Here is a 13,182-nt window from a genome sequence, read left to right as displayed (position 1 = left end):
GTGTACACACACATATTAGAGTTGTGTGTGCGTGCGCGCAAATTGTAGACTCGCCTGGTGACGGACATCAGGCTCAAGCAGGCAGAACTGCCTGTCGAGGACCAGGCGTACTACCGCCTCGTAGGGGTGAGCAGTGCCCTCACCTCACGCGCGAGCGCCCGACTGGAGGAGGACTTCCGCCTGCCGGCCTCCTGGTTCGAGGTACTGCTCTGGCTCTACCACCAGGACGGGCCGCTGTCGGCCACCGATCTCGGCTCCTGTGCGTTGATCAGCCGCAGCCAGGTCTCCCGGGTGATCGACGCTCTCCAGGCCCGCGGACTGGTCACCCGCGCCCCCTCGGCCACCGACGCCAGGTCCGTCGAGGTGACCATCACACCGCGGGGCCGCGACCTCTTCGAGCGCGCGGACGCCGCCCGCCGCGAAACCCTGTCGCCGGTCCTGGCGGACAGGCTGGACCCGTCCGAGCTCGAAGAACTGGCCCGCATTCTCCTCAAGCTCAAGGGCTGAGGGCGGTATCGGCCGGCGTCGCCCCGGTGCACGTCTGAGGGCGCACCGGGACCGGACCGCCGGACAACGCCGGTTCAACCTGAGGTGTCGACGCCGGCCAGCGCCGGGGCGAGCCACTCCAGCTGGTCCACGCCGACCGAGAAGTCGGTGCCGACCTGCGACAGCAGCGTCACGTGATCCGCTCCGGCGGCCAGGTGCTCGCGCACCTTGGCCGCGATCGCGGCCGGATCGCCGTGGGCGATGATCGCGTCCACCAGCCGGTCACTCACCTCGGCGATCTCCTGGTCCGCGTAGCCCAGCCGGGCCAGCCCGGTAGCGTACGACGGCTGGCCGAGGGCGGCCGACACCCGCTCCCGCGCGATCGCCCGCGCCCGGTCGCGGTCGCTGTCGGGGACCACGGACAGTCCCACGACCAGCAGCTTGTCCGGGCCGAGCACCTGCCGGGCCTGCGCGGTGAACTCGGGGGGCTGTACGGCGGGCAGCGCTCCGTCGGCGATCTCGCCGGCCAGCGCCAGCATCTTCGGACCGTTCGCGGCGACGATTCGGGGAACGGCGACGTCGGGCGCGGGTGGCTGGGTCGGGGTGGCCATCCGTTCCACGTAGTCGCGCATGGTGGCCAGCGGGCTCCCGAACTCCTGGCCTACGTCGGCCGCCTGCTGCGGGTGGCCGACCCCGAGGCCGAGCACGAACCGGCCGGGATAGGCCTGAGCGAGTACGGCCGCCGCACCGTGCATGGTCTGCGGTTGCCGGGCCCAGATATTCGCGATGCTGGTGCCGAACGCCAGCCGCTCCGTTGCCGACAGCAGCACGGCCAGCTGGACGAAGGCATCCTTGCCACCGATGACCTCGTTGGTCCACACGGCGTGGTAGCCGGCGTGTTCCAGGCGGTGGACGGCCTCGCGCTGGAGATCGATGGACAGGGGGGTGGTGAAGGAGACCGGCAGGGTCACGCCGACCGGCCCCAGGGCCCGGCGGGCCGCGTCGATCACGGTAGTGGTCCCCGTGGACCCCATGAATATCCTCCTCGGATTGCCGGCCCGACACGGCGCTCAACGGTGTCCGACCGGTGATTCCACTGTGTGACCCCAGTGCACTCCAGGTCCAATGAATGTTTCGCAATACGCATCCCGCTTTGCGCAACACCCCAGTTCGCGGCGGCCATTCGGGCATACGCCGATCGGCGAGGGGCTACGCTGCAGATGTGCCCGACTCGCCACCACCTGCCCAGGACCTCGACCTGAAGCTGGTGCGGTGCTTCACCGTCGTCGCCGAGCACCGGCACTTCGGTCGCGCGGCCACCGCCCTGCACCTCACCGCATCCTCGCTGAGCCGGCAGATCAGTCGTCTCGAACAGCTGGTGGGCGCCCAACTGCTGGACCGCACCCCGCAGGGCAGCCGACTCACCGAGGCCGGAGAGGTCTTCCTCCCGCTCGCCACAGCACTGCTGCGCTCCGCCCACCAGGCCACGGCACGTGCCCGGGCCGCCGCCCAGCCGGCCCGGATCACCATCGGCTACATCGCGAACATCATCGTCACTCCGGCGGTGCGCGAGTTGCGCCGACGACACCCCGACGCCGAGGTGCGCTCCGTCCACCTGCCCTGGAACGAACCACGGGCCGCGCTGCTCGATCACCGGGTGGACGTGGCGGTGGCCCGGCTGCCGTTTCCCACCGACGAACTGCACGTCACGGTCCTCTACGACGAACCCCGGGCGCTCCTGGTGCCCCTGGACCATCGCCTGGTCGGCAAGGAATCGGTCACCCTCGACGACATCGCCGACGAACCCCTGTCCCGGACGCTCGACCCGATCTGGAACGCCTTTTGGCGAGTCGATCCCCGACCCGACGGACGGCCGGCACCCGACGGTCCGCTCATCGAGGGGACCGTCGAGGACAAGATCGAACTCATCGCAGGCGGGCAGGCCGTGGCCATCGTCCCGGCCGGCGCCCGCATCAACAGCCTGCGTCCCGACCTCACCACGATCCCGCTGGAGGGTGTCGAACCCAGCCACGTCGTGCTGGCCACCCGCGCCGGCGACCGCGGCCGTCTCGTGACCGCCTTCCGCCGATACGCCGAAGCCCACCTCACCCCTCCCGACCCAGGGAGCCCTGAGGTTGGCCCTCCCGCGTGATCCGCGGAATGACTCCGTGGCGCGGCTGGAGACTGACTGGCGGCTGGCGGCTGGCGGCCGGCGAACGGCTACTGGCGAATGGCTAGAGGATGAGGAGGACGATCGCGGCGCCTATTCCGCCCAGGAACAGAGCGACGGCCGCTTCGGCCCAGCCTCCTTTGCCCCACGGGAAAAGACGGTCGACGGCCAGCTTTCCCGGGCCGATGGCCGCGACGGCGAGTGCGGTGACGGTGATACACACGCTGTACTCCACACCACCTTGGGTGTCCCACAATCCATGCGCCCCGCTCACGGTCGCCATGGCATTGATCATCACGCCGATCAGGGCAGCCGCCGCCAGCGGCGTGAACAGTCCCAGAGCGAAGCCGATGCCGCCCAGGAATTCGGAGCCGCCGCCTATGGCGGCGTAGACCTTTCCGGGCCGGTACCCCAGCGCGGCGAACCCCTTGCCCGTAGCGGTGAGGCCGTCGCCACCGAATATCCCGAAGAGCTTCTGGGCACCGTGTCCCGCCATGAGCAGGCCGAACGTAAGTCGGATGAGAAGCAGACCGCAGTCACCGGCGGAGACCGCTGCCCGCGCGGGGGCGTCGACTGTCGGAGCGGTGGGAGAGCGCAGTCGCTGCGTTATGTAATTCACGGGGTGCTCTTCTCCGCAACGCGCTCCGGAACGGTGCCGGCTGACCATCCAGGAGCTCGCAGAGCTGATTGTCCGGTCGCCATGGCGCGTTGAAGACCTTCAAGACCTTCAGGACGCCATGTATGGAGGACCACAACGCTGCCACACGCGGCCGGAAAGGAAGTTCTCGCGTCGGATCGCGTCGGGCCGCCGGTCGTTTTCTCGTGCAGCGATACCGCCGCACTCTCCCATCCTTACTCCATTCCTTTCCTCATGGTCGAGCGTTCGACGGGGAAGGTACGCGAGCACTACAGGCGGAATACGGAGTGCGACTCACGGTCCGCTGGGAGCCTGTGCGATGTCCACCACGACCTTGCCTGCCGCGGTGCCCTGTTCGACCGCCGCGTGTGCGTCGGCGACGGAGTCGAGGGTGAACGTGCGTGGGTCGAGCCGTGGCTTCAGGGAGCCCGCGTCGGCGAGGGCGGTGGCCTCGCGCATGATCTCGCCGTGGTGCGCGCGGTGGCTGCCGGTGAGCATGGGCATGAGGGTGAACACGCCGGAATAGGTGGCGCCCCGGAAGGAGAGGGGAGCGAGGGCGTGGGTGCCCCAGCCGAGTGCGCTGACGACGTGGCCGGTGTACGTGCGCACGGCGGTGAAGGAGGCGTCGAGCACGGGACCGCCGACGGTGTCGAAGACGACGTCGAAGCCCTCGCCGCCGGTGTGTTTGCCGACGTACTCCGCCACGGACATCGCGGTGCGGTCGATGGGCGTGGCGCCGAGGCGCGCGACCTCCTCGGCGTGGGCGGGGGAGGTGGTGGCGTAGACGTCGGCGCCGTGGGCACGGGCGATCTGGATGGCCACGTGCCCGATGCCGCCGGCTCCGCCATGGATGAGGACCTTGTGTCCGGGACGGACTCGGGCGCGGTCGATCAGGCCCTCCCACGCGGTGATGAAGACCAGAGGCAGCGCGGCGGCTTCGCGCAGGGTCAGGGCGGCGGGTTTGACGGCGAGCAACCGGGCGTCGACGGCCGCGTACTGGGCGAGGGAGCCTTGGAGGTCGCCGACCCCGCCGGTGAGTCCGTAGACCTCGTCGCCGACTTCGAATCCGGTGACGTCGGCACCGACGTGCTCGACCACACCGGCGAGGTCCAGGCCGAGTACGGCGGGCAGGACGGTCCGGGCGTGTGCGGCCTTCCCCGCCCGGATCTTGATGTCGAGCGGGTTCACTCCACTGGCCGCGATCTTCACCAGGACCTCGCCCGGGTCGGGCGCGGGCCGGGGGAGGTCTTTGAGTACCAGGGGTGCCCCGAACTGTTCGAGGATCGCTGCGCGCATGGCCCTGCCTTCCTTCCTGGAAGTTGTTCGTGAGTACGGAGCCGGGGCGTGGGGCGCCTCGCGGTCACGGGTGTGCCTGGTGGCCCGTCACGGGAGGTTTTCGGCCGTGTCGCGGCGGGTGTGGTCCTCGAGGAGGCGCCGGGCCGCGGATCTGGCCTGATCCACCACCGCGCGGTCCTGGAGCAGCCGTCCGGACGCGAGGGCGCCGTCTATCAGGAGGCCGAGGTGGCGGGCGAGGGAGTCGGGGTCGGCGGCGCCCGCCTCGGTGCTGAGCTGTGTCAGCCAGGTGTGACGGCGTTCGGTGTGCTGCACGGTGATGGCCCGGGCCTCGGAGTCGAGCGCGGTCTCGACGGCGGCACTGACGAAAGGGCAGCCGAAGAAGCCGTGCCGGTCGAAGGCGTCGGTCAGTGCGTCGAAGAGCCCGGTGATCCGGGCCGCCGCATCGTCGCCCGCCCGCTCGGCGGCCGCCTCCAGTTGGGCGCGCCAGGATATGTCGGTTCTGCGCAGGTAGGCCGCGACCAGCTCGTCCTTGGTGCGGAAGTGGACGTAGAGGGTGGATTTCGCCACCCCCGAGGCGGCGATCACCTGGTCCACGCCGACGCCCCGCAGGCCGTTCGCGTAGAACAGGTCGGCCGCCGTGTCCAGGATCTTCTCGACCGTGTTCGTCCTTCTCGTGCGCGTCGCCATGTGCGGGCACCTCCCTTAATCGAACAGACTAGTCCGTTCGATTAAGGGAGGCAATGTCGGCCACCGAGATCGGCACCCGTTTGTGCCGAACGTTTCGGACCACCGTTCCACCGTCCCGCCGTGCGTCTACGTTCCCGAGTCGGGCCTGACCGCCCGGTGCCCCGCTCTATATCCACTTCGACCGATATGATGCGTTTTGTGATCATGTCCGGACGGCTGCGGCGCCGTCGTTCCCTCGGCGGTGGCTGGTGGGAAGCTGCCCCGCTGTCACCGGTAGTCCTCACCGTCCTCATCACCTGCCTGGCGTTCTCCACACCGAGGGAGATCGCCGTCAGTCGACTCCTGCCCGCCGCCCCCGCCCTGGCTGCCGCGATGTGGCCCGTACTCCCCACGATCCTGCTGGGCACGTTCTGCCTGCTGGTCATGATCGGCCTAAGCTTCGTCTACACCGACCTGGGGACGCAGTACACCGCGGCCGCGATCGTCGCGGTCACCCTGGCGGCCGCCTACGCGAGCCATGTCCGACTTCAGCGGGAGGAGGCGCTCTTCCACATCCGCCTCGTCGCCGACGCGGCCCAGAAGGTACTGCTGCGCCCTCTGCCACGCCGCATGGACGACGTCGAGATCGAGTCGTTGTATCTGGCGGCCCAGCAACAGGCCAGGATCGGCGGCGACTTCTATGAAGCCGCCGCCACGCCGTACGGGGTCCGGCTGCTCATCGGTGACGTACGCGGCAAGGGCCTGTCCGCGGTGGGGGCGGCCTCGGCAGTGATCAGCTGCTTCAGGGAGGCCGCGTACGACGAGCCCGACCTGAGAGGCGTCATCCATCGTCTGGAGGTCAGCATCATCCGCTACAGCGCCGCGTTTCCGGCGCAGGACCTGCCGGAGCGCTTCGCCACCGCTCTCATCGCCGAGATCCCGCACGGCGGCGGCCACGTCAGACTTCTCAACTGTGGGCACCCTCCGCCGTTGCTCGCGCATCGCGGGAAGATCCGCGTCCTGGATCCCACCGCTCCCTCGCCGCCTCTCCACCTCGCGGCGCTCCTCGGAGACCACTACTGCGTCGACACCGTCGCCTTCACCCCGGGCGACCAGCTACTGCTCTACACCGACGGCGTAACGGAGACCCGGGGCCGCACCGGTGAGTTCTTCCCGCTCCCGGACTGGATGCGGCGGCAGGGCCCGACGCCGCCCCGTGAGCTGCTCGACCGGCTTCACCAGGACCTGCTGCACTACAGCGGCGGCAGGCTCAACGACGACATCGCGGCCCTCGCGGTGAGGAGCCCGAGCACCCAGGCACCGGAATACCCGGTGTAGGTGGCCCGATGCCGTGGTCGGGGCCCGCGGTCGGATCCGCGGTGCGGCGCGGGCGGTGACGCAACGAAGTCGGCCAAGGCTCGTTGATCACCGCATGAAGAACGTCATCATGGGGCGGCAGTTGCACGTCCTGGCCACGGTTGCCGCCCTGACGCTGGGAGTTGCGGGCGCGGGAAGCGCACAGGCAAGCCCGGCGGCTCGGGGTTGCCCCACTGCGGAGATCTTCGCCACCGACAACACCGCGATCATCACGGATCCGGCCGACTCCCGGCTCAACACCCGCCTGACGCGCTTCGACCAGGAGGTGCGCGAGATCATCCACGCCAATGGAGCCAGGCCCGGCTCCTCGACCCTCCTGGACGGCGTCTTCTGGTCCGGCGACCTGAAGAAAGCCACCTACGAGCGGTCACGCGAGGTCGACGTCGACCAGGTCGGCCGCGACGGGCTTCACCACATCGCCGCCGTCGTCGCCAAGCAGTACCACCAGGAATCGGTACTCACGTTCCGCTGCCTGCCGCGCACCTCGCCGGACACCGACGCGGTAGAGATCCAGGCCCCCGGCGTCAGCCGAACCCGTCTGCATGACGCGCTGCTCGCGGACGCGGAGGCCCGCGCCCGGCTCGGCGGCGGCTCGGTCACCCTGGACGGGCGGCTCATCCTCATCGCCCCGCTCGCCGACCTGCCGGTGGCCCAGAGGTTCACGGCCGAGCTCGGCGTCGACTGGAACAGCGCCGAGGTGCGCTACGGGGACGAGGAGTTCGTGAGCTGAAACCGAGTCCCGCCCGGCTGAACGTCACGCGCGCTGGGGGCCGGCCGGTAGATGCGTGACAGCCACGAAGGTCGCGAAGGCGGCAAGACTCCCGCACGCGAGACCGGGCCAGTCGGCCCAGTCGGGATCGGTGGGGGCGGACACCAGGGCTCTGATGAGCCTGTCCGCAGACCATGCTGCCGACAGAGCGGCGACGAAGGCCGGCCAGCGATGCCGTACCCCCTTGATGACGTCGTCGAGGAGGGCTTGCACGGTGCCGACGAACATCACGACCACCACCATGTCCCCCCAGCCGAGGGCGGCGGCACCGGCTCCCGCCGCGACCACGAAGACCCAGACCCGCGCGAGGGGCCGGACCGGGGCGGCATCGCGAGAGGCCTGCCGCGGCAGCCAGAAGAACCGCCGCACGCTCTCCGTGAAACCGTGCCTGTGCTCTCCGTCGTCAGATGTCACATCGCCCCCCGACTGGTGAGGTGGACCGATTCGGCCGACCGCGCCGAACCGGCTCACCCGCGGATTCGTTCGGCTCGCGTCAGCTGGACGCACGGCAGGGAACGAAGGTTGCGGCGTCAGCAACGGGAAGGGGCGGTATCCGTCGGCCCTCCGTCGCGCACTCAGTGCGCGGGCCACGGATACCGCCCCGACGGACACGGCTACGGCCGTGTCCGATGGGTCGCGTGCTCCCACAGTCGCGACCCTCCTGCAGCCGTGTCAGCCATCACGGGGTGCAGGCGGCTTGGACGGCGACGCCGGTCGGCTTGAGGGTGGAACACCTCACGAGGCCATCAGCTCCCGCACCCGCGGGGCCACCTTGGTGCCGAAGAGCTCGATGGTGGTCATGAGCGTCTCGTGCGGCAGACCGTTCATCCCGTACTTGAGGTCGAAGCGGCTCGCGTCGAGCTCCCGGAGGGTGGCGGCGATCTTCTGTGCCACGGTCTCAGGTGATCCGACGAACAGTCCGCCGCCGGGACCGACATCGTTCATGAAGTGCTCGAATGTCGGGACGCGGAATCCTCGCTGCCGGGCCATCATGCGCATGGTCTTCTCGTAGTACGGCCAGAACTCCTCCACCGCCTGCTCGTCGGTAGCGGCCACATGCCCCGGACTGTGCACGCCGACGGGCACATCGGGTCGGTCGAACTTCTCCAGCGCCTGGCGGAAGAGCTGCGAGAAGGGGGCGAACCGCGCGGTCGGACCGCTGATGATCGCGAGCATCAGCGGGAATCCGTAGCGTGCGGCACGGACGACGGACTGAGGATTGCCGCCTACGCCGATCCAGGTGGGGATCGCTCCGGACTCGCTGTGCGGGTAGACGGGCTGGTTCGCCAGCGCCGGCCGGGTGCTGCCTGACCAGGAGACGGGCTTCTCCTTGCGCAGTTCGGCGAAGAGGCCGACCTTCTCCTCGAAGAGGGTGTCGTAGTCGCCGAGGTCGTAGCCGAACAGCGGGAAGGACTCCGTGCTCGAGCCCCGGCCGAGAATCACCTCGGCACGGCCGTCGGACACGGCGTCGAGGGTCGCGTACCGCTGGTAGACCCGCACGGGATCGTCCGAGCTGATGACGGTGACACCGGATCCCAGACGTATGTGCGAAGTACGCGACGCGATCGCCCCGAGCACCACATCCGCCGCCGAGAGCGGCATCCAGTCGACGTGGTGCTCACCGATGGCGAAGTGGTCGAGTCCGACCTCATCGGCGAGGACACCCTCCGCCACCAGGTTGCGGATCGTCTCGCCGTGCGAGAGCGGTCGACCCTGGGCGTCGTCGGTGACGTCGCCGAACGTGTCCAGTCCAAGCGTGATCGGGTGCCCGCCCGCGGGGGAGGCAGCACGTTCTGACATCGGCGGATTTCTCTTTTCCCGTAACGGTCGAAAGGGGGCCTCAGGCCCCGCACCCCGCACCGGTGTCGGACGCCGGTGCGGGGCATGGGTGGGCGGCGCCCCGTGATGCCTCGCGTCAGGCGGCACGCAGCGGAGCGAGGGCGTTGCTCCACGCCACGACCTGGTCGAGGGTGGCGGTGACGGCGTCACGGTGGCTCTCGGCGGGCTTGAAGACGCTGAAGTTCTCGAAGTCGGTGAACAGGGAGAGCGCCACTTGGGAGCGGACGTCCGCCATCTGCAGTTCACCGGCGATCAGGCGCAGGTGCTCGACGGCGCGGACGCCGCCGGTGGAGCCGTAACTGACGAAGCCGACGGCCTTGTTGGCCCACTCGGCCGCCAGGAAGTCGATGGCGTTCTTCAGCGCACCGGGCACCGAGTGGTTGTACTCGGGGGTCACGATGACGAAGCCGTCGAACGAGGCGATCTTCGCGGCCCACTGCTGCGTGTGCGGCTGGCTGTACTGGCCCATCGCCGGCGGGTAGGCCTCATCCAGCAGCGGCAGCTTGTAGTCCACCAGGTCGACGAGCTCGTACTGTGCGTCGGTGCGGCGCGTGGCCAGCTCGTGCACCCAGTGGGCGACGGCCTCGCCGTTGCGTCCGGGGCGCGTGCTGCCGAGGATGATGCCGATCCTTGTCATGGTGTGCACCTTCGCTTGTATGTGTGCTTGTCGAGTCAAGTAAATGTAGGAGTGCTTGCCGTGTCAAGGAGATAGGGTGTGAGGCATGCCCTACGACGAACAGCCCCTGCGCCCCTTGGATCAGACCGAGGAATCGCTCGTGCGCGCCCTGGCCCACGTCATGATGGCGCTGCCACGACTGGTGGACGCGGACATGGTCGGCGACGGAGGGCTGCCCCTTTCCGAGTACACCCCGCTCATGTTCCTGTCCGAGGCGCCCCACCGCCGGATGCGGATGAGTGAGCTCGCCACCGCCTGCAATCTCTCGCTCAGCGGCATGACCCGTGTCGTCAACCGCCTCGAAAAGCAGGGATTCGTCCAACGAGCCAAGTGCCAGGAAGACCTGCGCGGTTGGAACGCCGTCCTCACCGACGACGGCCTCGCCCGCCTCCAGGAGGCCTGGCCCGCCCACCTGGCCAGCATCCGACGGCACGTCCTCGACAACCTCGCCGGCCATGACCTCGCCGCACTGACCGCCGCACTCGAACGCGTGGCGACGACGCCCTGACCCGGTGGCGGTCGCCTCAGCGCTCCAGGACCAGGGCCAGGCCCTGCCCGACGCCGATGCAGAGCGCGGCCAGGCCCGTGCCCGAGCCGACTTCCGCGAGCTGATGGGCAACCGCTCCGGTGATGCGAGCGCCGGAGGCGCCGAGGGGATGCCCGATGGCGACGGCGCCGCCCTTCGGGTTCAGGATGCCGGAGTCGAGTTCCGGCAGGGCGGCGAGACAGCCCAGCGCCTGGGCGGCGTATGCCTCGTTGAGTTCGACGGTGTGCAGGGCGTCGAAGGTGCGGCCCGCCTTCGTCAGGGCCTTGCGGATGGCGTCGACCGGGCCCAGGCCGAAGTACTGCGGCTCGATGCCCGTCACGGCACTGGCGCGGATCCTGGCCAGCGGCTCACGGCCCGTCTCGGCCAGCCCGGCCTCGTCGACCAGCAGCAGGGCAGCCGCGCCGTCGTTGAGCGGCGAGGCGTTGCCGGCCGTGACCGTACCGCCCGCACGGAAGACCGGCTTGAGGCGGGCCAGCGCTTCGAGTGAGGTGTCGTCCCGGATCCCCTCGTCGCGGGGCAGGTCCACACTCTCGACGGGGACCACCTCGGCGTCGTACGCACCCTCCTTCCACGCCCGGGCGGCCTTCTCGTGACTGGCGAGCGCGAAGGCGTCCTGGGCCTCGCGGGTGATGCCGTACTTGTCGGCGATCAGCTCGGCGCTCTCGCCGAGCGGGATGGTCCACGCCTCGGGCATCCGCGGGTTGACCATCCGCCAGCCGAGGGTGGTGGAGTACAGCTCCTGGTTGCCGACCGGGAAGGCCCGCTCCGGTTTGGGCAGGACCCACGGGGCGCGGCTCATGGACTCCACTCCGCCGGCCACGGCGACGGAGGCGTCGCCGAGCGCCACGGCGCGGGCGGCCTGGATGACCGCCTCCATCCCCGAGCCGCACAGCCGGTTGACGGTGGTTCCGGGGACCGTCACGGGAAGACCTGCCAGCAGCACGGCCATGCGGGCGACGTCCCGGTTGTCCTCCCCGGCGCCGTTGGCGTTTCCGAAGAACACGTCACCGATGAGGGACGGGTCCAGGGCGGGACTGCGGCGGAGCAGTTCACGTACGACTCCGGCGGCGAGGTCGTCGGGGCGCACGGCGGACAGGGCACCGCCGTAGCGGCCGATCGGGGTGCGGACGGCGTCGACGACGTAGACGTCCCGCAGGCGCTCGTTCATCGGGACTCCTTGTGGTGGGGGGAGTTGGGCAGGGGAGGGCTGAAGCGGGGTCAGCCGACGGTGTCCGGCACACGCACGGGCGCGGCGGTACGGCTGACGATCTCGTCCGTGCTGACGCCGGGAGCGGCCTCCACGAGGACGAGTCCGTCCTCGGTGACGTCCAGCACGCCGAGGTCGGTGATGACGCGGTCGACGCAGGCCACGCCGGTGAGGGGCAGGGTGCACACGTCGACGAGCTTCGGACTGCCGTCCTTGGCGCAGTGGTCCATGACGACGACGACTCGGCGGGCGCCGTGGATGAGGTCCATCGCACCGCCCATGCCCTTCACCATCTTGCCCGGGATCATCCAGTTGGCGAGATCTCCGGTGGCGGAGACCTGCATGGCTCCCAGAATGGCGGTGTCGATGTGACCGCCCCTGATCATCCCGAAGGACAACGCGGAGTCGAAGAAACTCGCACCCGGCAGTACGGTGACCGTCTCTTTGCCCGCGTTGATCAGGTCGGGGTCCACGTCCTCCTCGGCCGGGTACGGCCCGACGCCGAGGACGCCGTTCTCCGACTGGAGCACCACGTGCACTCCTTCGGCCACGTGCTCGGGCACCAGCGTGGGCAGTCCGATGCCGAGGTTGACGTAGTCGCCGTCCTGGATCTCCGCCGCCGCGCGCGCGGCCATCTCGTTCCTGGTCCATGGCATCAGTGCCGCACCGTCCCTCGTGCCGACGGCGCGGAGACAGTGCGCCGTTCGATGTGTTTGTCCGCGGCCTGCTCCGGCGTCAGTTCCACCACACGCTGGACGAACACGCCGGGGAGATGGATCTCGTCGGGGTCGAGCTCGCCGGGCTCGGCCAACTGCTCGACCTCGGCGATCGTGACGCGGCCGGCCATCGCGGCGAGCGGGTTGAAGTTGCGGGCCGAGCGGTGGAAGACGAGATTGCCGTGGCGGTCGCCCCTGGCCGCCCGCACCAGTGCGAAGTCGGTGGTGATGCCGTGCTCGAGCACATGACGCCGGCCGTCGAACTCGCGGACCTCCTTGGGCGGTGAGGTGACGGCCACGGTGCCGTCGGGGGCGTAGCGCCAGGGCAGGCCGCCCTCGGCGACCTGGGTACCGACACCTGCGGGCGTGAAGAAGGCGGGGATGCCGCATCCGCCGGCGCGCAGGCGCTCGGCGAGCGTGCCCTGCGGCGTCAGTTCGACCAGCAGTTCACCGGAGAGGTACTGGCGGGCGAACTCCTTGTTGTCGCCGACGTACGAGCCGGTGACGCGGGCTATGCGCCCGGCGGCGAGCAGGATGCCCAGGCCGCCGCCGTCCACGCCGCAGTTGTTGGAGACCACGCTCAGCCCTGTCACACCGGTCGCGTACAGCGCGTGGATCAGCACGTCGGGGACGCCGCTGAGGCCGAAGCCGCCCACGGCCAGGGACGCTCCGTCCATGACGCCTGCCAGTGCCTCCTCGGCCGTGGCAACCACCTTGTCCATGTGCACTGCGCTCCGTTCCGGTCCGGCAGACCCGCCCCGGGTGGTGTCTGCCTCTGTTCGGGTTTCCGTGTGGG

General features: G+C 69.7%; 15 protein-coding genes. 5 read left to right on the top strand and 10 right to left on the bottom strand.

What is annotated here, in order from left to right; all coding sequences use genetic code 11:
* The first annotated feature begins 57 nt into the window (after nucleotides 1-57).
* Nucleotides 58-507 (top strand): MarR family winged helix-turn-helix transcriptional regulator, encoded by a 450-nt coding sequence (locus tag KVT44_RS25800; RefSeq protein ID WP_217568942.1) that lies wholly within the window; start codon nucleotides 58-60, stop codon nucleotides 505-507.
* A gap of 74 nt (nucleotides 508-581) precedes the next feature.
* On the opposite strand, the gene KVT44_RS25795 is transcribed toward KVT44_RS25800, so the two are convergent.
* Nucleotides 582-1,520, bottom strand: a complete 939-nt coding sequence (locus KVT44_RS25795; RefSeq protein WP_217568940.1) for a TIGR03620 family F420-dependent LLM class oxidoreductase — start codon at nucleotides 1,518-1,520, stop codon at nucleotides 582-584.
* A gap of 188 nt (nucleotides 1,521-1,708) precedes the next feature.
* On the opposite strand from KVT44_RS25795, the gene KVT44_RS25790 reads away from it, so the two are divergent.
* Nucleotides 1,709-2,638, top strand: a complete 930-nt coding sequence (locus KVT44_RS25790; RefSeq protein WP_308314109.1) for a LysR family transcriptional regulator — start codon at nucleotides 1,709-1,711, stop codon at nucleotides 2,636-2,638.
* Nucleotides 2,639-2,720: 82 nt separating this feature from the next.
* On the opposite strand, the gene KVT44_RS25785 is transcribed toward KVT44_RS25790, so the two are convergent.
* The 3 genes from KVT44_RS25785 to KVT44_RS25775 all read right to left on the bottom strand — a co-directional run bounded on the left by KVT44_RS25785 (nucleotide 2,721) and on the right by KVT44_RS25775 (nucleotide 5,276).
* Nucleotides 2,721-3,254: a DoxX family protein gene (locus tag KVT44_RS25785; RefSeq protein ID WP_268256049.1), complete on the bottom strand. Its 534-nt coding sequence runs from the start codon at nucleotides 3,252-3,254 to the stop codon at nucleotides 2,721-2,723.
* A 333-nt stretch (nucleotides 3,255-3,587) separates the two neighbouring features.
* Nucleotides 3,588-4,589, bottom strand: a complete 1,002-nt coding sequence (locus KVT44_RS25780) for a zinc-dependent alcohol dehydrogenase family protein (protein WP_217568936.1) — start codon at nucleotides 4,587-4,589, stop codon at nucleotides 3,588-3,590.
* A gap of 87 nt (nucleotides 4,590-4,676) precedes the next feature.
* Complete coding sequence (locus KVT44_RS25775; RefSeq protein ID WP_217568934.1) at nucleotides 4,677-5,276, bottom strand: TetR/AcrR family transcriptional regulator; 600 nt, start codon at nucleotides 5,274-5,276, stop codon at nucleotides 4,677-4,679.
* A gap of 204 nt (nucleotides 5,277-5,480) precedes the next feature.
* Between KVT44_RS25775 and KVT44_RS25770 the strand changes: the two genes are divergently transcribed.
* A complete protein-coding gene (locus KVT44_RS25770; RefSeq protein ID WP_254649889.1) occupies nucleotides 5,481-6,593 on the top strand; it encodes a PP2C family protein-serine/threonine phosphatase in 1,113 nt (370 codons plus the stop codon).
* Nucleotides 6,594-6,687: 94 nt separating this feature from the next.
* Nucleotides 6,688-7,362: a hypothetical protein gene (locus KVT44_RS25765; protein ID WP_217568930.1), complete on the top strand. Its 675-nt coding sequence runs from the start codon at nucleotides 6,688-6,690 to the stop codon at nucleotides 7,360-7,362.
* Between the two features lie 24 nt (nucleotides 7,363-7,386).
* Here the strand turns inward: KVT44_RS25765 and KVT44_RS25760 are convergent, their stop codons facing one another.
* The 3 genes from KVT44_RS25760 to KVT44_RS25750 all read right to left on the bottom strand — a co-directional run bounded on the left by KVT44_RS25760 (nucleotide 7,387) and on the right by KVT44_RS25750 (nucleotide 9,877).
* Complete coding sequence (locus KVT44_RS25760; protein WP_217568928.1) at nucleotides 7,387-7,815, bottom strand: hypothetical protein; 429 nt, start codon at nucleotides 7,813-7,815, stop codon at nucleotides 7,387-7,389.
* Nucleotides 7,816-8,136: 321 nt separating this feature from the next.
* Nucleotides 8,137-9,201: an LLM class flavin-dependent oxidoreductase gene (locus tag KVT44_RS25755; RefSeq protein ID WP_217568926.1), complete on the bottom strand. Its 1,065-nt coding sequence runs from the start codon at nucleotides 9,199-9,201 to the stop codon at nucleotides 8,137-8,139.
* A gap of 115 nt (nucleotides 9,202-9,316) precedes the next feature.
* Nucleotides 9,317-9,877, bottom strand: coding sequence for an NADPH-dependent FMN reductase (locus KVT44_RS25750; RefSeq protein ID WP_075029532.1), 561 nt, complete (start codon nucleotides 9,875-9,877; stop codon nucleotides 9,317-9,319).
* A gap of 85 nt (nucleotides 9,878-9,962) precedes the next feature.
* Here KVT44_RS25750 and KVT44_RS25745 point away from each other — a divergent pair, with 85 nt between their 5' ends.
* Nucleotides 9,963-10,424 carry a MarR family winged helix-turn-helix transcriptional regulator gene (locus KVT44_RS25745; protein WP_054233414.1) on the top strand — a complete coding sequence of 154 codons (462 nt, stop codon included), beginning with the start codon at nucleotides 9,963-9,965 and terminating at the stop codon, nucleotides 10,422-10,424.
* Nucleotides 10,425-10,440: 16 nt separating this feature from the next.
* Here KVT44_RS25745 and KVT44_RS25740 read toward each other — a convergent pair whose 3' ends face one another.
* Genes KVT44_RS25740 through KVT44_RS25730 form a run of 3 tightly spaced genes read right to left on the bottom strand, consistent with a single transcriptional unit; the run spans nucleotide 10,441 to nucleotide 13,108 of the window.
* Nucleotides 10,441-11,631, bottom strand: a complete 1,191-nt coding sequence (locus KVT44_RS25740) for a thiolase family protein (RefSeq protein WP_217568924.1) — start codon at nucleotides 11,629-11,631, stop codon at nucleotides 10,441-10,443.
* 50 nt (nucleotides 11,632-11,681) lie between these two features.
* Nucleotides 11,682-12,326, bottom strand: a complete 645-nt coding sequence (locus tag KVT44_RS25735) for a CoA transferase subunit B (protein WP_217568922.1) — start codon at nucleotides 12,324-12,326, stop codon at nucleotides 11,682-11,684.
* Nucleotides 12,326-13,108, bottom strand: coding sequence for a CoA transferase subunit A (locus KVT44_RS25730; protein ID WP_060894651.1), 783 nt, complete (start codon nucleotides 13,106-13,108; stop codon nucleotides 12,326-12,328). The genes KVT44_RS25735 and KVT44_RS25730 overlap by 1 nt, the downstream gene beginning before the upstream one ends.
* Nucleotides 13,109-13,182: the final 74 nt, after the last annotated feature.

Source organism: Streptomyces sp. GbtcB7, from assembly GCF_019091445.1.
Taxonomy (GTDB): Bacteria; Actinomycetota; Actinomycetes; order Streptomycetales; family Streptomycetaceae; genus Streptomyces; species Streptomyces mirabilis.
Note: the sequence above shows the minus strand (reverse complement) of the source record. Positions and strands in the feature narration are given on the sequence as shown.

Coding starts and splice junctions, on each gene's coding strand:
- KVT44_RS25780 (WP_217568936.1), bottom strand. CDS start 4,589: ATGCGCGCAGCGATCCTCGAACAGTTCGGGGCACCCCTGGTACTCAAA.
- KVT44_RS25745 (WP_054233414.1), top strand. CDS start 9,963: ATGCCCTACGACGAACAGCCCCTGCGCCCCTTGGATCAGACCGAGGAA.
- KVT44_RS25795 (WP_217568940.1), bottom strand. CDS start 1,520: ATGGGGTCCACGGGGACCACTACCGTGATCGACGCGGCCCGCCGGGCC.
- KVT44_RS25735 (WP_217568922.1), bottom strand. CDS start 12,326: ATGCCATGGACCAGGAACGAGATGGCCGCGCGCGCGGCGGCGGAGATC.
- KVT44_RS25765 (WP_217568930.1), top strand. CDS start 6,688: ATGAAGAACGTCATCATGGGGCGGCAGTTGCACGTCCTGGCCACGGTT.
- KVT44_RS25775 (WP_217568934.1), bottom strand. CDS start 5,276: ATGGCGACGCGCACGAGAAGGACGAACACGGTCGAGAAGATCCTGGAC.
- KVT44_RS25730 (WP_060894651.1), bottom strand. CDS start 13,108: ATGGACAAGGTGGTTGCCACGGCCGAGGAGGCACTGGCAGGCGTCATG.
- KVT44_RS25770 (WP_254649889.1), top strand. CDS start 5,481: ATGTCCGGACGGCTGCGGCGCCGTCGTTCCCTCGGCGGTGGCTGGTGG.
- KVT44_RS25755 (WP_217568926.1), bottom strand. CDS start 9,201: ATGTCAGAACGTGCTGCCTCCCCCGCGGGCGGGCACCCGATCACGCTT.
- KVT44_RS25750 (WP_075029532.1), bottom strand. CDS start 9,877: ATGACAAGGATCGGCATCATCCTCGGCAGCACGCGCCCCGGACGCAAC.
- KVT44_RS25740 (WP_217568924.1), bottom strand. CDS start 11,631: ATGAACGAGCGCCTGCGGGACGTCTACGTCGTCGACGCCGTCCGCACC.